This window comes from Chromobacterium subtsugae (assembly GCF_001676875.1).
GTDB classification, from domain to species: domain Bacteria; phylum Pseudomonadota; class Gammaproteobacteria; order Burkholderiales; family Chromobacteriaceae; genus Chromobacterium; species Chromobacterium subtsugae.
Genome location: NZ_JYKA01000002.1, coordinates 53324 through 73298 on the forward strand (window position 1 = coordinate 53324; position 19975 = coordinate 73298).

The following is a 19975-nucleotide window of genomic DNA, read 5'->3' on the forward strand; positions in this document are numbered from 1 at the left end:
CGGCGGAAAGACATGCGCGGCGGCCTGTCAGCCGTCGCGCAAATAAATAGTAATGATAACCATTTTTATTTAATACTGAAAGCGGAAAGCCACCAGGCACACGCAGCGTGCGCGCCGGAAACGCAAAAGGCCCGATCGGATCGATCGGGCCAGATGCATGAATTCTTGGTGGGTCGTGCGGGATTCGAACCTGCGACCAACGGATTAAAAGTCCGCTGCTCTACCAGCTGAGCTAACGACCCATGGGGGATGCGTGTCGGGGAGATGCAGGGATGGTGGTGGGTCGTGAGTGGCTCGAACACTCGACCTACGGATTAAGAGTCCGCTGCTCTACCAACTGAGCTAACGACCCATCCTGAACTGCATTGACAACAGATAAGCGCTTGATTGGTGGGTCGTGCGGGATTCGAACCTGCGACCAACGGATTAAAAGTCCGCTGCTCTACCAGCTGAGCTAACGACCCGCACAACGTACGGCGCATGTCTGGATGGTGGGTCGTGAGTGGCTCGAACACTCGACCTACGGATTAAGAGTCCGCTGCTCTACCAACTGAGCTAACGACCCGTCCGGAACATGCAATACAAGCTTCTCGTGGTGGGTCGTGCGGGATTCGAACCTGCGACCAACGGATTAAAAGTCCGCTGCTCTACCAGCTGAGCTAACGACCCACGAGAGTCCGCAACTATAATGAAATCCTTCCGCAGCGTCAAGCCATTCTGTGAAAAATATTTTCAGCGCATGCCTGGCGGCGGGAACGAAATCCGCCGCCAAACAGTCGCAATACAGCCGAATCAAACGTCGCCACTTGAAACCACGCTGGAAGATACCCATGTCAGGTAGGAGGGCAAGCCGCGCTCCAGCGGCAGCGCGACGATCTCCGGCACCTGGTACGGATGCAGCTCGGCCAGCCGCCGCTCCAGCCGCGGATAGGCGGCGCGGACGGTCTTGATCAAAAGCGGGGTTTCCTCGGCGCGCTCCACCGCCTCCTGCCAGCGGTATACCGACTGGCAAGGCGGCAAGATATTGACGCAGGCGGCCAGCCGTTCCGCCACCAGCGTCGCCGCAATCTGTCCGGCCAACTGCGGATCGGGTACATTGCAGACGACCAATAAACAATCGCTAGATGGAAAAGTATTCAAGATGCGCGCGCTCCTGTTGCTGTTGCTGATCTACCCGTTCGCCGAAATCGCCGTGCTGGTGGCGCTGGCCGACCACATCGGCGGCCTGGCAGTGTTCCTGCTGGTGCTGCTGTCGTCCATGCTGGGCCTGTGGATGCTGCGCAACCAGAAGCTGGGCGCGCTGCTGACGCTGGGCAGCGTGATGCGCCAGGGCGAAAAGGTTTCGCTGTACTCGCTGCTGTGGCCGCTGCGCTACGCGCTGGCCGGCCTGCTGTTCCTGCTGCCCGGCCTGCTCAGCGACGCCTTGGCGGTGCTGTTGCTGTTGCCGATAAAAGGCCCCGACATCCAGATTCCGACCGGCGGCCCGCGGCCGACCCACGGCCCGGACGCCGGCGCCGGCGACGTGATCGAAGGCGAATACAGCCGCGTCGACGACAAGCCGCGGCCAGGCCGCCACCTTCAATGAACGCCGAACAGGCTCAGCACCGCGGCCGCGTCCAGCGCGCAGCCGATTTCCACCACCTTGCGGCGGCTCTTGTCGCCGGACAGCAGCGCCACCTCCCGCCTGGCCACCCCGAAGCGCTCGGCCAGCCAGGCCAGCAGCGCGGCATTGGCCTTGCCATCCACCGGCGGAGCGGCCAATCTGATCTTCAGGCAATCGCCGTGCTCGCCGGCGGCTTCGGTCTTTCTGGCGCCGGGCTGCACGTGCAGCGTCAGCCTCACCCGGCCCTCATCGCATCGCAACCAGGTTTTCATCGCCATTTTCCGCTCAAAACGGAAAGTGTAGTCCAAAACGCGGCCAGGCAGCAGAGCCGCCACTCAGGAGCTTAGTCATGGATATCGGCATCAACGAACAAGACAGGCAGGACATCGCCCATGGTTTGTCCCGCCTGTTGGCCGACAGCTACACCCTGTACCTGAAAACCCATAATTTCCACTGGAACGTCACAGGACCGATGTTCAACACCCTGCACCTGATGTTCGAGGCGCAGTACAACGAAATGGCGCTGGCGGTGGACCTGGTGGCCGAGCGCATCCGCGCGCTGGGCCATTACGCGCCGGGCAGCTACGCCGACTACGCGCGCCTGACCTCCATCCCGGAAGCCAACGGCGTGCCCAAGGCCGACGACATGATCCGCCAGCTGGTGGAAGGCCACGAAACGCTGTGCCGCACCGCGCGCGGCATCTTCGCCGTGGTGGAGAAAGCCGGCGACGAGCCCACCGCCGACCTGCTGACCCAGCGCCTGCAGGTGCACGAGAAGACCGCCTGGATGCTGCGCAGCCTGCTGGAGAAATAATCCGGCATCCGGCCTGCGCCGAATCGGCAACGCCGCGCCTTGCGCGGCGTTTGCCATTGCAGCCGTGCTAAAATCCGCCAAAGTCCGGAATACGCCATGGCCGACCACCTGTACCGCACCCGCCTCTCCGCGCCCAACAGCCGCCTGCTATGGCTGATGGCGGCGCTGTCGCTGCTGCTGCACCTGTTGCTGCTCAGCCTGGCCGGCCTGCCGTCCGGCGCATCGGCGCCCGCGCCGGAAAGCGCGCCACAGATCAGCATCCGCCTGCAGTCCACGCCCGCGCCGGCGCCGCCGGACATCACGCGCGTGGCCGAAAACGACCATCAGGGCGCCGGCAATACCGCCGAGGCCGGGCATCTGCTCAGCCGCAGCGCCATGCCGGCCCGCGCCGCCGAAGCCCAAGCCGCGCCGCCTCCTCCGTCAGCGCCAGCCGCCAAGCCCGCCCCGATAGTCAAGCCTGAAACCGCTCCGGCCAAGCTGACGGCCGCCCCGGCCGCCAGCGCCAGGCCGCCCAGCGCCGGCTCGCTGCTGGCACAAGTCGGAGAACTGGCCCGCAGCGGCGGCGACAACGCCGTCGCCGACAGCGACCTGGAAAGTGGCCAGGCCGGCGCCGACATCGGCGCCGCCGCCCGCGGCTACCCCTGGGCGCGCTATCAAGCCGACTGGCGGCTGAAAGTGGAGCGCATCGGCAACCTCAACTACCCGGCCGAAGCCCGCCGCTTGGGGCTGCACGGCGCGGTGACGCTGGAAGTGACCATAGGCGCCGACGGCAGCCTGCAGGCGCAGCGGGTCACCCGCTCGTCCGGCAGCCCGGTGCTGGACGAGGCCGCGCGCCGCATTGTCGAGCTGGCCTCGCCATTTCCGCCGTTTCCCGCGGCGCTTTCGCGCGGACCGGCGCTGCGGATCAGCCAGCGTTTCGTCTTCACCCGCGATAATCTGTTATCCAGCCATTGAATCAAGGATCCATCATGTTCGAAGTCAACCGCAGCGTCGCGCTGCTCCGCCCGCAAGCGCCCTTCCTCGCCTGGCTGAAAAGCCTGCCCGGCGGCCTGGACCACAATCTGAGCCTGGAGCAGCTGTCCGCCAACTGCAACGCGCTGCTGATCCCGCCCGTCGACGACTACGACGACGCGCGCGCCTTCGTGCTGGCGCAATACCGCCAGCTGTTCGAAGCTGAGCTGGCCGATTGGTGCGAGGACGACAGCCTTTGGCCGCAGAATCTCAGTCCCAACCTGTTCCAACAATGGTTCAAGCTGGAAATCCACGGCGTGCTGACCGACCTGGTGGACCAGCCGCTGGAACGCGAAGCTTTCGTGCCGCTGAACCTGGACGGCGACGCCGAATAACGCAGCACCACGACAAAAGGGGAAACACATGGCGCATCACACCCGGATCAAGGTCCGCGGCTACCACCTGGACCTGTTCGGCCACGTCAACAACGCCCGCTATCTGGAATTTCTGGAAGAGGCGCGCTGGAACCAGTTCGAAGACGAGGGCAACCTCGCGCTGTTCCTGGAATCGGGCCTGGCGCTGGTGGTGGTCAACATCAACATCGACTACCGCCACCCGGCCACCATGGGCGACCAGCTGCTGGTGGAGACCGGCGTGCAGTCGATAGGCAAGCGCAGCGCGGTCATCCATCAGCGCGTGCTGCTGGAAGGCAGCGACACCGTGGTGGCCGAGGCCGACGTCACCTTCGTGGTGTTCGACGCCAAGCAGAACAAGGCGGTGGCGCTGGAAGGCCCGCTGCAGGAACAATTGCAAAAGATGATGGCCCAACCGGCCTGAACCTTGGACGGGGACGCGACATGAAGAAGGGTCTGATCGCGGCGCTGGCGCTGCTGGCCATCGCCGGCATCGCTTATTCGCTGCTGTTTAGCCGCAATCCGGCGCCGGAAGTGAAGCTGACCTCGCTCGCCGGCGTCAGCACCAGCACTGCGGCGCTGAAAGGCAAAGTGGTCCTGGTGAATTTCTGGGCCACCAGCTGCCCGGGCTGCGTGGAAGAAATGCCGGAAATCAAGAAGCTGCACCAGCAATACGCCGGCAAGGGGCTGAACGTGGTGGCGGTGGCGATGAGCTACGACCCGCCCAACTACGTGCAAAGCTTCGTCGCCCACAACCAGCTGCCCTTCTTCGTGGCGCTGGACCCGCAAGGCGAGGTGGCCAAGGCCTTCGGCGACATCCAGCTGGCGCCGACCACCTTCCTGATCGACAAGCAGGGCAACATCATCAAGCGCTATGTCGGGGTGATGAACTTCCCCGAAGTGCGCCAGCTGATCGAGCAGCAGCTGTAGACCATGGTAGGGCGGAAGCCCCTGCGGGGCGTTTCGCCGCTACCAACACCCCCACGCTTCAGGCGGAACGCCCGGCAAAGCCGGGCTTCCGCCCTACTCTCCGCACACCGCGCAAGCCAGGTCGCGCGGCACGCGGATCTGGCGGAAATCGCCGCGCAGCGCGTCGTACAGGGTCAGCCGCCCCAGGCTGGGCGCGATGCCGGCCAGCAGCTTGACCGCCTCCGCCGCCTGCAGGCTGCCGATCACGCCCACCAGCGGCGACAGCACGCCGAAGGTCGCGCACGGGCCGTCGCTCGCCTCGCCCTCCTCAGGAAACAGGCAGTGGTAGCACGGCGAGGCGGCGTCGCGGCTGTCGAATACCGCCAGCTGGCCGGCGAAGCGCACCGCCGCGCCGGACACCAGCGGCACCCGCGCAGCCACGCAGGCGCGGTTGACTGCGTGGCGGGTGGCGAAGTTGTCCGAGCAATCCAGCACCAGGTCGTGCGCCGCCACCTCCTCGATCAGGCGCTCGCCGGACAGCCGCTCGGCCAGCGGCCGGACTTCTATCGATGGATTCAAGGCCAGCATGCGCCGCGCCGCCGACTCGGCCTTGCCCTGCTTCAGGCTGGCGGTGTCATGGGCGATCTGGCGCTGCAGATTCGACAGCTCCACCGCGTCGTCATCGGCGATGGTGATGCGGCCGACGCCGGCGCTGGCCAGGTACAAGGCAGCTGGCGATCCCAACCCACCGGCGCCGACGATCAGCGCGCGCGCCGCCAGTAGCCGGCGCTGGCCTTCGATATCAATCTCGGGCAGCAGGATGTGGCGGCCGTAGCGCAGCAGCGCCTCGTCGTCCAGTTCGCGCGGGTATTCCATGTCATGGCGCTCCAAAATGCAAAACGCCAGCCGGCAGGCTGGCGTCGATGGCCGGCGGCGGATTTACTCCTCCGCCACCTTGCGGGCGAACTTTATGCCCAGTTGCTTCAGCTTGCGGTACAGGTGGGTACGTTCCAGTCCCACTTTCTGCGCCACCCGGCTCATATTGCCGTTTTCCAGCGAGATGTGGTACTCGAAATAGCGGCGCTCCAGCTGTTCGCGCAATTCGCGCAGCGGGATGTTGAAGTCGAAGCCCGACTCCTCCACCGGCTTTTCATGGCGGAACTGCGCCAGCACCTTGTTGACCTCGCCGGCGTCCACTTCGTCGGACTCCGCGGTCAGCGCCAGGCTCTTGATGATGCTGCGCAGCTGCTCCAGGTTGCCCGGCCAGTCATACTGGCGCATCGCGTTGAGCGCGGCGGTGGTCAGCTTGCGCGCCGGCACCTGCTTGGACTCCACCAGCTCCACCAGGATCTGCTCGGCGATGAAGGTGATGTCTTCCGAGTGCTCGCGCAGCGGCGGAATCGGCACGATCACGCTGGACAGCGCCGTCAGCAGGCGGTTGTCGCACTCCGGATCCACCAGCAGCTCCTGCAGCGGACGGCTGCACGAACACAGCAGGCGCACGTTGAAGCGATCGAGCTTGGACAGCAGGAACAGCAAGCCCTGCTGCACGCGGCGGCTGTACTGGCCGATCTCCGGCAGGTAGAGCACGCCGTTGTTGGCCTTCTGCAGCAGTTCCAGCGGCGCGTCGGCCAGCTGTTCCAGCTTGGCCGGCGTCACCCACGGCGTGTTGCCCTGGTGGAAAAAGCGCGCCACCAGTTCGAAGCCGGAGCCGGACTCGCCGGTCAACAGCACCGGCGACTTGACCTTGGCCACGCGTTCCAGCTGGCGTTTCAGCTCCTGGATAGGCTCGCTGCGGCCCAGCTTGTCCAGGTTCAACGAGGTGTTGGCCTGCATGTCGCCGTATTTCAGCGCGCGCTGCACGGTGGTCAGCAGCTTCTGCAGCGCGATCGGCTTCTCCAGGAAGTCGAAAGCGCCGATGCGGGTGGCCTCCACCGCGGTGTCTATGCTGGCGTGGCCGGACATCATCACCACCGGCATGTTGAGCAGGCCGGACTTGGCCCACTCCTTCAGCAGCGTGACGCCATCGCAATCCGGCATCCAGATGTCGAGCAGCACCAGCGCGGGACGCGTCTGGTTGCGCAACTGCCGGGCTACTTCGGCATTTTCCGCCAGGGCCACGGTATAACCTTCGTCCTGCAGGATCTCGGAGAGCAGTTCTCGGATACCGATCTCGTCGTCCACAATCAAAATATCGCTGCTACGCATTAGGCCTCCAGCAATGGCAGGGAGAGAAGGACGCGCGCACCTTGCTGTTCGGCATTCCCCAAAATGACCTGTCCATGGTGTTCTTCCATAATCTTCTTGACCACGGCCAGTCCAAGACCGGTTCCCTTGGCTTTACTGGTCACATAAGGCTCGAACGCGCGCCGGAGGATGTCGGGGCTGAAGCCCGCGCCATTGTCCTCGACGCAAACGAGCACGTTTCCTTCTTCTTGTCGGCTGCTAATTTGAATCATCGGGATGCCAACGTCAAGGACTGCATCCTGGGCGTTCTGCATCAGGTTGTGCAACACTTGCCGAAGCAGGGCGGCGTCGCCCATGATCATCGGCGGAACCTCGTCCAGCGCAATCTTAACAGCAGGATTGGATTCGTAAAGGGTCATCACTTCGCGGATCACCTGATTGAGATCAAGTTTGACCAGTTTGATCCGCGGCGCGCGGGCGTAATCGCGAAAAGCGTCCACCATGCTTTTCAGCGCGCCGACCTGCTTGATGATGGTGTCGGTGGCGCGTTTGAGCATGTCGGCGTCGTTGCCTTCCAGCTTGTCCGCCAGCTTCATCGCCAGCCGTTCGGCCGACAGCTGGATCGGCGTCAGCGGGTTGCGGATCTCGTGCGCCAGCCGCTTGGCCACCTCGCCCCAGGCCGCGTCGCGCTGCGCGCGGGCCAGTTCGGTGATGTCGTCGAACACCAGCACGTAGCCGTCGCTGGAGTGCTCCGGCAGCCGCGCGCCGCGCACCAGCAGCGTGCGCTCGCCCTGGCTGGTTTCATAGTTCAGCTGGGTCTGCCAGTCGCTTTCCACATCGCTGTCGGTATGCTCCATCACGGTCGCCACCAGCGGCTCCACCGCCGGCATCACCTCGCCCCACTCCGGGAAGCGGTGCTCCGCCAGATGATTGAACTCCACCCCCAGAATGCGCGAGGCGCTGGTATTGGCGGCGCGGATCTGCCAGTCGCGGCCGAAGGCTATCACTCCGGCCGACAGGTTGGCCAGGATGCTTTCCAGGTACAGCTTGCCGCCCTCCAGCTCGCCGCGGCTCTTGTCCGCCACCTGGCGCGCCTCGTCCAGCTGCTGCGTCATGCGGTTGAACAGCGTGGTCAGCATGCCCAATTCGTCGCGGCGGTACACCGGATGGCGCTTGGAGAAGTCGCCCTGCGCCACCGCCCGGGTGCCGGCCGCCAGCTCGGACAAGGGCGCCGACAGCCGTTCCGACAGGAACAGCGCGAAGGCCAGCGCCGCGGTCAGCGCCAGCAGCACCACCAGCGCCAGCGTCAGCATGTAGAAGGTGCGCAGGCCGTGGCGCGCCAGCAGCAGCTGGCGGTATTCGGAACGGGCGCTTTCGATCTGCTCGGCGTCGCGGCTGATGTCGGCGGGCGCGGCCTGCTGCAGCTGCAGCACGCGCACCTGCTCGTCCGGCATCCGGTAGGCCAGCAGCACCCGCAGCATCAGGCCGCTGTTGCCGTCGTTTTCTATGCTTTGCTGCGGCGAGCGCAGCTTGACCGCGCGCAGGGCCTCGCGCGTCGGCGCCGGCCCCTGCGGCCGGGCGGACGCGGAAGCGAAGGCCAGCATCTGGCCGCTGCCGCGGTTGAAGATGGCGACCTCGCGCAGGCCCAGTTGTTCGCGCAGGCGCTCCAGCCGCGCCGGCAGCTGGCTGTCCGGCAGCGGCTCCACCTCGTCCAGAACCAGCCGGCTCTTGCGGCCGACATCGTCCAGCACGTAGTTGAGCGCGCTGCGGCCCAGCACCAGGCCACGGTCCAGCGCCGCCTCGACGCGGACGTCGAACCAGCTTTCAATGCTGCGGGTGAGGAACTGCGCCGACACGGTGAACACCAACAGGCCGGGCACCAGCGCCACGCCGGCGAACATCAGCGCCAGCCGCTGGGTCAGCTTGGCGCCGAACACCCGGTTCTTCACCCGCTGGCGCAAGCGCCACAGCTGGCGGCCCACCACGCTGAGCAGGGCCAGCAGCAGCAGGCTGTTGAGGCCGAACACCCACCAGTAGTAGTCGTTGAGCTTTGAGGCGTTGCCGGTGGCCACGGCCAGCAGGTAGAGCAGGATCGCCCCCAGCGTCGCCATCGCGATGGTGGCGTAGCGCATCAGCCGCCGTCCTTGATGTCGAGCTTGACCCAGTCGGAATCCAGCGACCAGTCGTCGGAGCCCAGCGCATTCATCTGGAAAGGCTTGGGCAAATCTCCGATGTCGAGCAGCAGCCGCACCTGGCCGGCCACCTGGCCCGGCTTTCTGGGGTCCAGCGTGCCGGGATTGAGCACCCGCCAGCCCTGGATCGCGCCGATAGCCGCCAGCGCCTCGCGCAGGCTGGGGTAGTAATTGGACAGGCTGCCGATGCTGACGCGGTAGCGGCCGGTCAGCGACTGGTAGGACAGTTTGAAGCTGAGCTGCGCGTGCGGGTCGAACCACTCGCGCAGGCTCAGGTAATAGGCGGTGGTGCGCGGCTTGATCAGCTGGAACTCCAGCCGAAACCCCAGCGACACCCCCTGCTGCAGCGCTTCGCTGAGGCTGGGGGTGAGCTTGGTGAGAAACCGAGTGCTGACCGACAGCGTGCCGTCAGCCATCACTTCGGCTTCGGCGCGGCGCGGCGCGATGGCGTCCGCCTGCGCCGCCGGAATCAGACAGCACAGCAGGCCCAGCAGCAGGCTAATGTTTCTCAAGCAGCGCGTAATAGAAGCCGTCATGACGCTCACAGGGCAGCAGTTGCTCCTGCCTCGGGCACGCCGCATCCGGGTGGCGCTGCAGGAAGCTTTCCAATTGCTGTTGGTTTTCTTCGGGAAAAATCGAGCAGGTAGCGTATAGCATTTTTCCGCCGCTGGCGAGCAAGGGCCACAACGCGTCCGCCATCGCCGCCTGCTGGCGGCCCAGCGCGGCGAAATCGCCGGGGCGGCGCAGCCATTTGATGTCGGGATGGCGGCGCACCACGCCGGAGGCCGAGCACGGCACGTCGGCCAGGATGCGGTCGAACAGCTGGCCATCCCACCAGCTGTCGGGCCGGGCGGCGTCGGCCTCGCGCAGCTGGGCGGTGAGGCCCAGCCGCTCCAGATTGTCCGCCACCCGCGCCAGCCGTGCGGCGTCGATGTCCAGCGCCGTCAGCTCGATGTCGGCCAGCTCCAGCATGTGGCCGGTCTTGCCGCCCGGCGCGGCGCAGGCGTCCAGCACGCGCTGGCCGGGCTGCAGGTCCAGCCAGTGCGCGGCGCGCTGCGCGCCCTCGTCCTGCACCGACACTGCGCCGTCGGCGAAGCCAGGCAGCTCGCGCACCGCCACCGGCTTGGCCAGCCGCACCGCCTCGCCGCCCAGCGCTTCCGCCTCCATGCCGGCGGCCCGCAGCCGCGCCAGGTAGTCGGCCGCGGCGCCGTCGCGGCGGTTGACCCGCAGCGTCAGCGGCGGGTGGGAGTTGGCGGCGGCCATCACCTGCCGCCATTGCTCTGGATAAGCGGCCTGCACCCGCTGCAGCCACCAGCTGGGATGGTTGCAGTTGGCCACCGGATCGCGCTCGGCCAGCTGGACCAGCTCGTCGCGCCGGCGCAGGAAATTGCGCAGCACGCCGTTGACCAGGCCCTTGAAATTGCCCTTGGCCAGCGTGCCGGCCAGCGTCACCGCCTCGTTGACCACCGCGTAGCTGGCGGCGCGGGTGTGCTGCAATTGATAGAAGGCGATGACCAGCACCCGCTCCAGCTGCGGCTCGGGCAGCGGCTTGGGCACCAGCTGGCGCAAATGGTGCCGCAGCGCGCCCAGGTGGCGCAGGCTGCCGTAGCTGAGATCCTGCAGCGCGCCGCGCTCGGCGGCGGATAGATTGGGCGCCTGGCGGTGGGCGGCGGCCAGCGCCTCGGTCAGAGTGGTGCCGGCCTCGACGCGGCCCAGAATGTCCGCGGCCAGCTGCTGGATATGATGCATGGCGTGTCTTTCGATAAAACAAGGCCAGTCCCGCGCGGAACTGGCCCTCATGGCTGTTTCAAATATAAACGTTCAATACGCGCCGCGCGCCAGCGCGTTCAGGCGCTCGATGCGTTCGGCGGTGTGCGGGTGGGTGCGGAACAAGTCGCCCAGGCCCCCGCCGCCGGACAGCGGGTTGATGATCATCATCTGCGCCGTTTCCGGGTGCGCCTCGGCCGTCGGCATCGCGATGCCCTGCGCGTAGTACTCGATCTTCTGCAGCGCCGACGCCAGCGCCAGCGGGTCGCCGGAAATCTCCGCGCCGCCGCGGTCGGCTTCGAATTCGCGCGCGCGCGAGATCGCCATCTGGATCAGGCTGGCCGCCACCGGCGCCAGAAAGGCCATCGCCAGGCGCGGCAGCAGGCCGACCGGCTGGCCGTTCTCGTCGCGGCCGCCGAAGAACATGGCGAAGTTGGCCAGCGCGGAGATCGCGCCGGCCATGGTGGCGGAAATGGTGGATATCAGCGTGTCGCGGTGTTTGACGTGGGCCAGCTCGTGCGCCATCACGCCGCGCAGCTCGCGGTAGTCGAGCATGCGCATGATGCCGCTGGTGGCGGCCACCGCGGCGTTTTCCGGATTGCGGCCGGTGGCGAAGGCGTTCGGCTGCTCCTCGTGGATCACGTAGACGCGCGGCATCGGCAGGCCGGCGCGCTGCGCCAGCTCCGCCACCATGCCGTAGAACTCGGGCGCGCTATTGGCGTCCACTTCCTGCGCGTTGTACATCGACAGCACCATGCGGTCGGAATTCCACCAGGCGAACAGATTCATGCCGCCGCCGAACAGCAGCGCCAGCAGCATCCCCGCCTTGCCGCCTATCATGCCGCCTATCAACGCGAACAAGGCCATGATCGCGGCCATCAGCACCGTGGTCTTCAGCCAGTTGTCGTTCATGTTCTACCCTTATCTGCTTTGTGGTCCAGAGGCTTGGAAACTCAAACGCCCAGCCGGGTTCCCGCCGGCAGGCTCTTGCCGGCGACGAAATCGCGCGCCGCCAGCCGCTTGCCGCCGGCCGCCTGCAGCACGGTCAGCCGCACCAGGCCCTGGCCGGCGCCCACCAGCACGCCGTCGGCGTCGGCCGACACCACCGCGCCCGGCTCCGCGGCGCCGGCCTCGGCAACCGCCATCCACAGCTTCAGCGGCTCGCCGCCAAGCGTGGTGAAGGCGCCCGGCGCCGGATTGTAGGCGCGGATGGCGCGGGCGACGTCCTCGGCCGGCAGCGTCCAGTCCACCTCCGCCTCGGCCTTGGCCAGCTTCTGCGCGTAGGTGACGCCGTCTTCCGGCTGTTTTTGCGGCGCGATCGCGTCCAGGCGGCCCAGAGTCTCGACGATGGCTTGCGCGCCGCAAGCGGCCAGCTTGTCGTGCAGCGAGGCGGCGGTTTCGTCGGCGGCGATCGCCAGCGGATGGATGCTCAGCATGTCGCCGGTATCCAGGCCGACGTCCATCTGCATGATGGTGATGCCGGTTTCGCCGTCGCCGGCCAGGATCGCGCGCTGGATAGGCGCCGCGCCGCGCCAGCGCGGCAACAGCGAGGCGTGGATGTTCAGGCAGCCGCGCGCCGGAATCTCCAGCACATCCCGCGGCAGGATCAGGCCGTAAGCAGCCACCACCATCAGCTCGGCGCCGATGTCGCGCAGCATCTGCTGCGCCTCCAGGTTGCCGCGCAGCTTTTCCGGCTGCTCGACGCGCAGACCGTGGGCCAGCGCCACTTCCTTCACCGGGCTGGGCTTCAGCTTCATGCCGCGGCCGGCCGGCCGGTCCGGCTGGGTCAGCACCAGCGCGATCTCATGGCCGGCGGCGATCAGCTCGCGCAGCGCGGCGGCGGCGAATTCCGGCGTGCCGGCAAAAATCAGTTTCATCGTCAGGGCTTTCCGCTAAATGACAGCGGCGCCGTCGCGCGGCGCCGCCTGCTCCTGGCCATCCGGCCTGGCTTACATATTCTGTTTTTCGCGCTTTTTCAGCTTGGTCTTGATGCGGGTCTGCTTCATCTGCGACAGCCGCTCGACGAACACCACGCCGTTCAGGTGGTCGATCTCGTGCTGGATGCAGATCGCCAGCAGGCCGTCGGCCTCCAGTTCGAACGGCTTGCCGTCGCGATCCAGCGCCTTCACCTTGACGTGCTCGGCGCGGGTCACCTTGTCGTAGATGCCGGGCACCGACAGGCAGCCTTCCTCGTAAACGGTTTCGCCGTTCTTCTCGACGATTTCCGGGTTGATGAACACCCGGCGCTCGTCGCGCTCTTCCGAGATGTCCATCACCACCAGGCGGCGGTGGTAGTCGACCTGGGTGGCCGCCAAGCCTATGCCCTTGGCTTCGTACATGGTCTCGAACATATCGTCGATCTGCTGCTGCAACGCGGCGTCGAAAACCTCCACCGGCTTGGCCACGGTGTGCAGTCTATCGTCCGGGTAATGCAAAATGTTCAACAGCGCCATTGGTATTTATTCACTCCAAGTTGTCGTATTGCCGCGCCCGCGCCGATAATACAGCCATCCGACGCAGCTTTCGTTCCGTCCCCGCTCCGGGCCCCGGGCCTGCCGGCACCAAGATTGGGATTCATTCATGCGTAACCGCATTATATCGCTTGCTCTGGCTCTAGGGCTGGCTCTTCCCGCCTTTTCCGACGAACTGACGGTCAAACCCGACGCGCCGGCCCGCTACACGGTGGCCAGAGGGGACACCTTGTGGGGCATTTCCGCCCGCTACCTGAAAAGCCCGTGGCAATGGCCCGAGCTGTGGCGGATGAACCGCGCCGACATCAAGAACCCGCACTGGATCTATCCCGGCGACGTGCTGACGCTGGATTACGTCGACGGCCGCCCGCGCTTGTCGCTGGCCGGCGACAGCCTGCGCGAGGTCAAGCTGTCGCCGCAGGCGCGGCCCGAGCAACAGGACCAGGCCATCGCCAGCATCCCGGCCGAGGCGATAGAACCCTTCCTCGCCCGCCCGCTGGTGGTGGATCCGGCGCAATTCGCCACCGCGCCGCGGCTGGTGGCCGGCCCCGACGAGCGCATCAGCATCAGCCAGGGCGACAAGGTCTACGCCAGCGGCGTCGGCGAAACCGGCACCTGGCAGGCCTACCGGCTGGGCAAACCGCTGCTCGACCCCGACAGCCAGGCGGTGCTGGGCGTCGAGGCCGCCTACAGCGGCGACTTGGTGGCGGACAAGCTGGGCCGCGACGTGCAGACGCTGCGGGTCCGGCGCGTGGCCGGTGAAATCCTGATCGGCGACCATCTGGTGCGCGCGCCGCGCGAGCAGTTCGTCAACTACGTGCCGCATTCGCCGCCGCCAGGCCTGCGCGGCAAGATCATCAGCACCTACCAGGGCATAGACGGCGCGGCGCAATACTCAACCGTCGCGGTCAACCTGGGCAGCCAGGCCGGCATGGAGCCCGGCCTGGTGTTCGGCATCTACAAGAAAGGCGGCGACATCATGATCGACGGTCCGGACGGCAAGCCCCGCCGCACGCAGCTGCCGACCGAACAGGCCGGCAAGCTGTTCGTCTACCGCGTGTTCGACAAGGTTTCCTACGCGCTAGTGCTGGACAGCACCAGCGCCATCTATGTCGGCGACGGCATCGCCGCGCCGGAGGCCGAATGAGCGCCCCCTGGCTGAAGCTGGCGCTGACTCCCGGCATCGGCCCGGTCGGCTTTCTCAAGCTGATCGACGCCTTCGGCTCGGCCGAGCACGCCGCCGCCGCCCGCGCCGCCCAGACGGAAAAGCTGATCGGCCGCGAGGCCGCCGACGCGCTGCAGCAGGACCTGGCCGCGCCTATGGTGGAGGCCGCGCAGGTCTGGTCCGAAGGCGAAGGCTGCCACCTGCTGACGCTGCTGGACCCCGATTATCCGCCGCAACTGGCCGAAGCGGCGTCGCCGCCGCCCTTGCTGTTCGCCCGCGGCCGGCGCGAGCTGCTGGCGCGGCCTATGCTGGCGGTGGTCGGCAGCCGCGCCGCCACCCCGCAGGGCAAGCGCAACGCCGAGGACTTCGCCGCCGGCCTGGCGGCGCACGGCTATACCATCGTCAGCGGCCTGGCCAGCGGCATCGACGCCGCCGCCCACCAGGGCGCGCTCGCCCACCCCGCGTCCACCATCGCGGTGGTCGGCACCGGCATCGACCGGGTCTACCCGGCCGGCAACCGCGCGCTGGCCCACCGCATCGCGGCCGAAGGCCTGCTGCTGTCGGAATTCCCGCTGGGCATGGGGCCGCTGCCCGGGCACTTCCCGCGCCGCAACCGCATCATCGCCGGCCTGGCGCGCGGCTGCCTGGTGGTGGAGGCCGGCACCGCCTCCGGCTCGCTGATCAGCGCGCGGCTGGCGATGGAAAGCAACCGCGACGTGATGGCGATTCCCGGCAGCATCCACAACCCGCAGGCGCGCGGCTGCCACCAGCTGATCAAGGACGGCGCGCGGCTGGTGGAAAGCGTCGACGACGTGCTGGACGAAGTCGGCCGCCTGTCGGCGCGGCAGGTCGAACAAGCCGCGCCGGACGGCGGGAAAGCCGCGCCGCTGCTGGACGCCATGGGTTGGGAACCGGCGCTGGCCGAGAACCTGGCGGACGCGCTCGGGTTGACTGCCGGGGAGGTTTACGCGATGCTGCTCGAACTGGAGCTGGACGGCCAGGTGGCCAGCCTCGCCGGCGGCCGCTTTCAAAGGCTGGCTCGAACCTGAACGCATGCCGTTCTCCAATGAAAAATACCGATGTTTGACGTACTCACCTATTTATTCGAGCAATACAGCGACCCCGCCGCCTTCGGCGACCGCAACGCCCTCACCCGCCAGCTGAACGCCGTCGGCTTCGACGATGACGACATCGGCGAAGCGCTGGACTGGCTGGACAGCGTCGGCGAAACCAGCGTGGAAGCCTACGCCGGCGCCGACGAAGGCAGCGGCCTGCGCGTCTACGCCGACAGCGAGCTGGAGCACCTGCCCGCCGACGTGCGCGGCCTGATCCAGTTTCTGGAGGACAACGGCGCGTTGACCCCGTCGCAGCGCGAGATGGTGATAGACCGCCTGCTGGAGCTGGACGGCGAAGACCTGGACGTCGCCAACGCCAAACTGCTGGTGCTGATGGTGTTGTGGGCGCAACAGGCGGAACTGCCGATACTGCTCGGCGAAGCGCTGCTGGAAGCGGTGCACGGCGAGCCCACCATGCAATAACTTGTCAGGCCAGGCGGCGAGGCTTAACATGCCGCCGTTCGGCCAAGCGGCTTTCCGTGATCAAGAGCGCCCTTGCGCTCTTGTTTTGTTTGACGGATATAACAAGATGTGTCCGCCGGTCACCCCGGCTTGAAATTGAAAAGATAACATGCCCACCAGCCTCTTGATCGTCGAATCGCCGTCGAAGGCGAAAACGCTGAAGAAATACCTGGGTCCGGACTTCGAAGTCCTGGCCTCCTACGGCCACGTGCGCGACCTGGTGCCGAAGAACGGCGCCGTCGATCCCGAAAAAGACTTCGCGATGAAGTACCAGCTGATCGCGCGCAACAGCAAGCACGTCGACGCCATCGTGGACGCCGTCGCCAAGGTAGACCACGTCTATCTGGCGACTGACCCGGACCGCGAAGGCGAAGCCATCTCCTGGCACCTGGTCGAAATCCTCAACAAGAAAAAACTGTTGAAGGACAAGGCCGCCCAGCGCGTGGTGTTCCACGAAATCACCAAGAACGCGGTGCTGGAAGCCATCCAGAACCCGCGCGAGATCGCCCAGGACCTGGTGGACGCCCAGCAGACCCGCCGCGCGCTCGACTATCTGGTGGGCTTCAATCTGTCGCCGCTGCTGTGGAAAAAGATCCGCCGCGGCCTGTCCGCCGGCCGGGTGCAAAGTCCGGCGCTGCGGCTGATCTGCGAGCGCGAGAACGAGATCAAGGCCTTCGTCCAGCAGGAATACTGGTCGGTCCATCTCGACAGCCACAAGAGCCGCACCAAATTCTCCGCCAAGCTGACCACCCTCGCCGGCGTCAAGCTGGACCAGTTCGCCATTCCCAACGAGGCCGAGCAAGCTTCGGTGCTGGCGCGCCTGGCCGGCAAGCCGGCCCAGGTCGGCGCCATCGAGAAGAAAAAGAAAACCCGCAGCCCGGCCGCGCCGTTCACCACCTCGACGCTGCAGCAGGAGGCCGTGCGCAAGCTGGGCATGACCACCGACCGCGCGATGCGCACCGCGCAGCAGCTGTACGAGGGCATGGACATCGGCCAGGGCACCGTCGGCCTGATCACCTATATGCGTACCGACTCGGTGGCGCTGGCCAATGAAGCGGTGGAGGAAATCCGCGGCTACATCGGCCTGAAATGGGACGCCGACTTCCTGCCGAAGAACCCCGCCGTCTACAAGAGCAAGGCCAAGAACGCCCAGGAGGCGCACGAGGCGATCCGCCCCACCTCCATCCTGCGCACGCCGGAGATGGTGAAGCCCTTCCTCACCACCGACCAGTTCAAGCTGTACGACATGATCTGGAAGCGGACGCTGGCCTGCCAGATGGCGCCGGCCAAGTTCGACACCACCAGCGTGGACATCCTGGTGGGGGAAGGCGTGTTCCGCGCCAGCGGCCAGGTGCAGACCTTTGCCGGCTTCCTCGCCGTGTACGAGGAGGACGTCGACGACGCCGAGGACGAAGACAACGCCAAGCTGCCGCTGCTGGCCGAAGGCGAAGAGCTGCCGGTGGACAAGCTCTACGGCGACCAGCACTTCACCCAGCCGCCGCCGCGCTTCTCCGAAGCCAGCCTGGTGAAGGCGCTGGAAGAGTTCGGCATCGGCCGCCCGTCCACCTACGCCAGCATCATCTCGACGCTGAAGGACCGCGAGTACGTGATCCTGGACAAGAAGCGCTTCCTGCCGACCGACACCGGCGACATCGTCAACAAGTTCCTGACCGAGCACTTCGCCCAGTACGTCGACTACAACTTCACCGCCAAGCTGGAAAACCAGCTCGACGAAATCGCCAGCGGCAACCGCCAGTGGGTGCCGGTGATGGACAGCTTCTGGAAAGGCTTCAAGAAGCAGATCGACGAGAAGGAAAGCATCTCCCGCGCCGAAGTCACCACCGAAAGCCTGGACGAAGCCTGCCCGAAATGCAGCAAGCCGCTGTCGATCAAGTTCGGCAAGCGCGGCCGCTTCATCGCCTGCACCGGCTACCCGGAATGCGATTACACCCGCAACCTGGGCGAAACGGCGGAACAAGCGGCAGAAGAGGCTGAGGCGCCGACGGTGATCGAAGGCCGCTCCTGCCCGGACTGCGGCGGCGAGCTGCACATCAAGAAGGGCCGTTACGGCAAGTTCATCGGCTGCGCCAACTACCCGAAGTGCAAGCACATCGAACCGCTGGAAAAGCCGCGCGACACCGGCGTGGAATGCCCGGAATGCAAGACCGGCAGCCTGATCGAACGCAAGAGCCGCTACGGCAAGCTGTTCTACAGCTGCAACACCTATCCCAAGTGCAAGTACGCCACCTGGAACCCGCCGATCGCGGAGAAGTGCCCGCAGTGCGGCTGGCCGATCCTGACCATCAAGGTGACCAAGCGCCGCGGCACCGAGAAGGTGTGCCCGCAGAAGGAATGCGGCTACGCCGAGCAGATCGCGCCGCCGGAAGGCAAGGAAGCCGCGCCGGCCGAAGAGGCCTGAGCGCGACGGCAAAACCGCCCCCAGGGGCGGTTTTTTTACGGCTGCCGTTGCGTTTTTGGCCTGCGCGCGCCAAGCCGCGGCTTGCAAGGACTCAAGCCGGCATCATGGTCAACATACTGATTTTATTGCGTTAAGACAAGCAGTCTGCGCTATCATCGCAACGCATCCGCCGCCGGGAATGATCGGCCGGCGGCGTTTTGTTTTTGAGATCGCCGCGCATGAAAATCAGCAGCCACTTCCTATTCACCGGCTCCACCATCCTGACCTTGTTCGGTCTGGCCGATCAGCAATACCTGATCCTGCCCGTGGCCTTCCTGATCGCCTTCATCGGCCTGTCCGCCGCCGACCGCGAGCAGTTGGCCGACATGACGTTGCACGCCACCGCGATGCTGATCCCGGCCTCACAGCGGCCCTTGCTGCCGCTGGACGCCTTCCGCGGCCAAGGCCTGATGTTCTACCGCGCCGGCAGCCCGGTGTACCGCATGCTGATCGCGCGCGATTCGCGCTGGCAATTCCTGGGCGAGCAAGGCGAAGTGGCCGAGGAGCCCGGCTGCATCCGCGTCTATCCCGGCTACTTGTACCGCCGCCTGCCCTGATCAGCCGGCGGCACGGCCGGCTTCGGCCTCGCGGATTTCCCGCGCCAGGAAATAATTGAGTGCGGTGCGCAGCACGGCGATGGCGCCCAGTTTGCCGATCTGGTCCCAGCTGGGCGCCACCGCGGTGGACAGGATGTCGGCCGCCAGCTGCAATTCCAGCGCCAGCGCCAGCATGCGGGCGAAACCCAGCCGCAGCCGGTTGTAGTCGGGCGGGCCGCCGGCCAGCCGCTGCGTGAAATAGCGCATCGCCAATAACAGCGCGCCGGCTGCGATCACCAACGCGCCGCCGGCCTCCACCGCCAGCTTCAGCCACAGCACCAGATTCGCCACCGCCTCTTCCGCGCCAGCCTGTTGCGGAGACACCATCGTCGCCCCTCCTGTTCGGATCATGAAAAAAGCCCCGCGAGCGGGGCTTCCTTATTGTTCAGAACCGGCGCAGGCGCCGGGGTTCCCGGACTCAGCCGAACAGCACCAGGCCCCACACCACCGCCAGATTGATCAGGCCCAGCAGCTGCGCGGCGCTGCCCATGTCCTTGGCGCGCTTGGCCAGCGGGTGGCGTTCCAGCGAGGTATGGTCGACTGCCGCCTCGATGGCCGAGTTCAGCAGCTCGATGATCAGCGTGGCCAGGCTGCTGGCCACCAGCAGCGCGCGCGCCAGCGGCGCGGCGTGGACGCTGAAGGCCATCGGGATCAGGATGACCGCCAGCAGCACCAACTGGCGGAACGCGTCCTCGTGGCGGAAAGCGGCCCGGAGCCCGTCCAGCGAATAACCAAAGGCGTTGATCAGCCTGGCCAGGCCGGTCTTGCCCTTGAACGGGCTTTCCTGCGTCTTTCCCATCGTCACACTCCCATCCTCAGCCTGCATGCGCCGTTAACGGCAAACGGGGTGCATGGTAACGCGCGGCGGGCCG

General features: G+C 66.3%; 23 protein-coding genes and 5 tRNA genes. 11 read left to right on the plus strand and 17 right to left on the minus strand.

The features are described from left to right. Window positions 1-166 precede the first annotated feature (166 nt). From MY55_RS02485 to cutA, 6 genes are all read right to left on the minus strand, one after another. A tRNA-Lys gene (locus tag MY55_RS02485) sits at window positions 167-242 on the minus strand. A gap of 34 nt (window positions 243-276) precedes the next feature. Next, a tRNA-Lys gene (locus tag MY55_RS02490) sits at window positions 277-352 on the minus strand. A gap of 36 nt (window positions 353-388) precedes the next feature. After that, window positions 389-464 (minus strand) — tRNA-Lys (locus MY55_RS02495). A gap of 25 nt (window positions 465-489) precedes the next feature. Beyond that, window positions 490-565, minus strand: a tRNA-Lys gene (locus MY55_RS02500). Window positions 566-593: 28 nt separating this feature from the next. Then, window positions 594-669, minus strand: a tRNA-Lys gene (locus MY55_RS02505). Window positions 670-792: 123 nt separating this feature from the next. After that, window positions 793-1140 (minus strand): divalent-cation tolerance protein CutA, encoded by a 348-nt coding sequence (gene cutA / locus MY55_RS02510; protein WP_081284612.1) that lies wholly within the window; start codon window positions 1138-1140, stop codon window positions 793-795. Between the two features lies 1 nt (window position 1141). Between cutA and MY55_RS02515 the strand changes: the two genes are divergently transcribed. Further along, a complete protein-coding gene (locus tag MY55_RS02515) occupies window positions 1142-1585 on the plus strand; it encodes an FxsA family protein (protein ID WP_043571925.1) in 444 nt (147 codons plus the stop codon). On the opposite strand, the gene MY55_RS02520 is transcribed toward MY55_RS02515, so the two are convergent. Then, window positions 1579-1875, minus strand: coding sequence for a DUF167 domain-containing protein (locus MY55_RS02520; RefSeq protein ID WP_065201927.1), 297 nt, complete (start codon window positions 1873-1875; stop codon window positions 1579-1581). The genes MY55_RS02515 and MY55_RS02520 overlap by 7 nt on opposite strands. Before the next feature lie 77 nt (window positions 1876-1952). On the opposite strand from MY55_RS02520, the gene MY55_RS02525 reads away from it, so the two are divergent. The 5 genes from MY55_RS02525 to MY55_RS02545 all read left to right on the plus strand — a co-directional run bounded on the left by MY55_RS02525 (window position 1953) and on the right by MY55_RS02545 (window position 4711). Beyond that, on the plus strand, window positions 1953-2417 hold the full coding sequence (locus MY55_RS02525; protein ID WP_043571921.1) for a Dps family protein: 465 nt from the start codon (window positions 1953-1955) through the stop codon (window positions 2415-2417). 96 nt (window positions 2418-2513) lie between these two features. Next, window positions 2514-3371 (plus strand): energy transducer TonB, encoded by an 858-nt coding sequence (locus MY55_RS02530; protein ID WP_047236190.1) that lies wholly within the window; start codon window positions 2514-2516, stop codon window positions 3369-3371. A gap of 14 nt (window positions 3372-3385) precedes the next feature. Continuing rightward, window positions 3386-3763: a hypothetical protein gene (locus MY55_RS02535; protein ID WP_043571920.1), complete on the plus strand. Its 378-nt coding sequence runs from the start codon at window positions 3386-3388 to the stop codon at window positions 3761-3763. A gap of 28 nt (window positions 3764-3791) precedes the next feature. Next, a complete protein-coding gene (locus MY55_RS02540) occupies window positions 3792-4205 on the plus strand; it encodes an acyl-CoA thioesterase (protein WP_043571918.1) in 414 nt (137 codons plus the stop codon). Between the two features lie 20 nt (window positions 4206-4225). Continuing rightward, window positions 4226-4711, plus strand: coding sequence for a TlpA family protein disulfide reductase (locus tag MY55_RS02545; RefSeq protein ID WP_043571916.1), 486 nt, complete (start codon window positions 4226-4228; stop codon window positions 4709-4711). Window positions 4712-4804: 93 nt separating this feature from the next. On the opposite strand, the gene MY55_RS02550 is transcribed toward MY55_RS02545, so the two are convergent. The 8 genes from MY55_RS02550 to def form a co-directional block, all read right to left on the minus strand. Next, on the minus strand, window positions 4805-5566 hold the full coding sequence (locus tag MY55_RS02550) for a HesA/MoeB/ThiF family protein (protein ID WP_173427799.1): 762 nt from the start codon (window positions 5564-5566) through the stop codon (window positions 4805-4807). Window positions 5567-5629: 63 nt separating this feature from the next. After that, on the minus strand, window positions 5630-6898 hold the full coding sequence (locus MY55_RS02555; protein WP_043571914.1) for a sigma-54-dependent transcriptional regulator: 1269 nt from the start codon (window positions 6896-6898) through the stop codon (window positions 5630-5632). Next, window positions 6898-9009 carry a sensor histidine kinase gene (locus MY55_RS02560; protein WP_065201928.1) on the minus strand — a complete coding sequence of 704 codons (2112 nt, stop codon included), beginning with the start codon at window positions 9007-9009 and terminating at the stop codon, window positions 6898-6900. Before MY55_RS02560 ends, MY55_RS02555 begins: the two co-directional genes overlap by 1 nt. After that, on the minus strand, window positions 9009-9581 hold the full coding sequence (locus tag MY55_RS02565) for a DUF4390 domain-containing protein (RefSeq protein ID WP_230623319.1): 573 nt from the start codon (window positions 9579-9581) through the stop codon (window positions 9009-9011). Before MY55_RS02565 ends, MY55_RS02560 begins: the two co-directional genes overlap by 1 nt. Continuing rightward, window positions 9568-10818, minus strand: coding sequence for a 16S rRNA (cytosine(967)-C(5))-methyltransferase RsmB (gene rsmB, locus MY55_RS02570; RefSeq protein WP_043571995.1), 1251 nt, complete (start codon window positions 10816-10818; stop codon window positions 9568-9570). The genes MY55_RS02565 and rsmB overlap by 14 nt, the downstream gene beginning before the upstream one ends. Window positions 10819-10890: 72 nt before the next feature. Further along, window positions 10891-11748, minus strand: a complete 858-nt coding sequence (htpX, locus tag MY55_RS02575; protein ID WP_043571909.1) for a zinc metalloprotease HtpX — start codon at window positions 11746-11748, stop codon at window positions 10891-10893. Window positions 11749-11789: 41 nt separating this feature from the next. Further along, the gene (gene fmt, locus MY55_RS02580) at window positions 11790-12713 is read right to left on the minus strand and encodes a methionyl-tRNA formyltransferase (protein ID WP_065201929.1); all 924 of its coding nucleotides are present in this window, start codon (window positions 12711-12713) and stop codon (window positions 11790-11792) included. 72 nt (window positions 12714-12785) lie between these two features. Next, window positions 12786-13289: a peptide deformylase gene (def, locus tag MY55_RS02585; RefSeq protein ID WP_043571904.1), complete on the minus strand. Its 504-nt coding sequence runs from the start codon at window positions 13287-13289 to the stop codon at window positions 12786-12788. 127 nt (window positions 13290-13416) lie between these two features. Here def and MY55_RS02590 point away from each other — a divergent pair, with 127 nt between their 5' ends. From MY55_RS02590 to MY55_RS02610, 5 genes are all read left to right on the plus strand, one after another. Further along, on the plus strand, window positions 13417-14454 hold the full coding sequence (locus MY55_RS02590) for a LysM peptidoglycan-binding domain-containing protein (RefSeq protein WP_047243106.1): 1038 nt from the start codon (window positions 13417-13419) through the stop codon (window positions 14452-14454). Continuing rightward, a complete protein-coding gene (dprA, locus tag MY55_RS02595) occupies window positions 14451-15521 on the plus strand; it encodes a DNA-processing protein DprA (RefSeq protein ID WP_043571899.1) in 1071 nt (356 codons plus the stop codon). The genes MY55_RS02590 and dprA overlap by 4 nt, the downstream gene beginning before the upstream one ends. A gap of 30 nt (window positions 15522-15551) precedes the next feature. Then, complete coding sequence (locus MY55_RS02600) at window positions 15552-16010, plus strand: Smg family protein (RefSeq protein WP_043571897.1); 459 nt, start codon at window positions 15552-15554, stop codon at window positions 16008-16010. A 148-nt stretch (window positions 16011-16158) separates the two neighbouring features. After that, window positions 16159-18468 carry a type I DNA topoisomerase gene (gene topA / locus MY55_RS02605; RefSeq protein WP_043571895.1) on the plus strand — a complete coding sequence of 770 codons (2310 nt, stop codon included), beginning with the start codon at window positions 16159-16161 and terminating at the stop codon, window positions 18466-18468. A gap of 218 nt (window positions 18469-18686) precedes the next feature. Then, the gene (locus tag MY55_RS02610; RefSeq protein ID WP_047236186.1) at window positions 18687-19064 is read left to right on the plus strand and encodes a hypothetical protein; all 378 of its coding nucleotides are present in this window, start codon (window positions 18687-18689) and stop codon (window positions 19062-19064) included. Here MY55_RS02610 and MY55_RS02615 read toward each other — a convergent pair whose 3' ends face one another. Together MY55_RS02615 and MY55_RS02620 are read right to left on the minus strand one after the other, a co-directional pair. Then, window positions 19065-19430 (minus strand): DUF1622 domain-containing protein, encoded by a 366-nt coding sequence (locus MY55_RS02615; RefSeq protein ID WP_065201930.1) that lies wholly within the window; start codon window positions 19428-19430, stop codon window positions 19065-19067. 91 nt (window positions 19431-19521) lie between these two features. Beyond that, window positions 19522-19902, minus strand: coding sequence for a diacylglycerol kinase (locus MY55_RS02620; RefSeq protein WP_065201931.1), 381 nt, complete (start codon window positions 19900-19902; stop codon window positions 19522-19524). Window positions 19903-19975 lie beyond the last annotated feature (73 nt).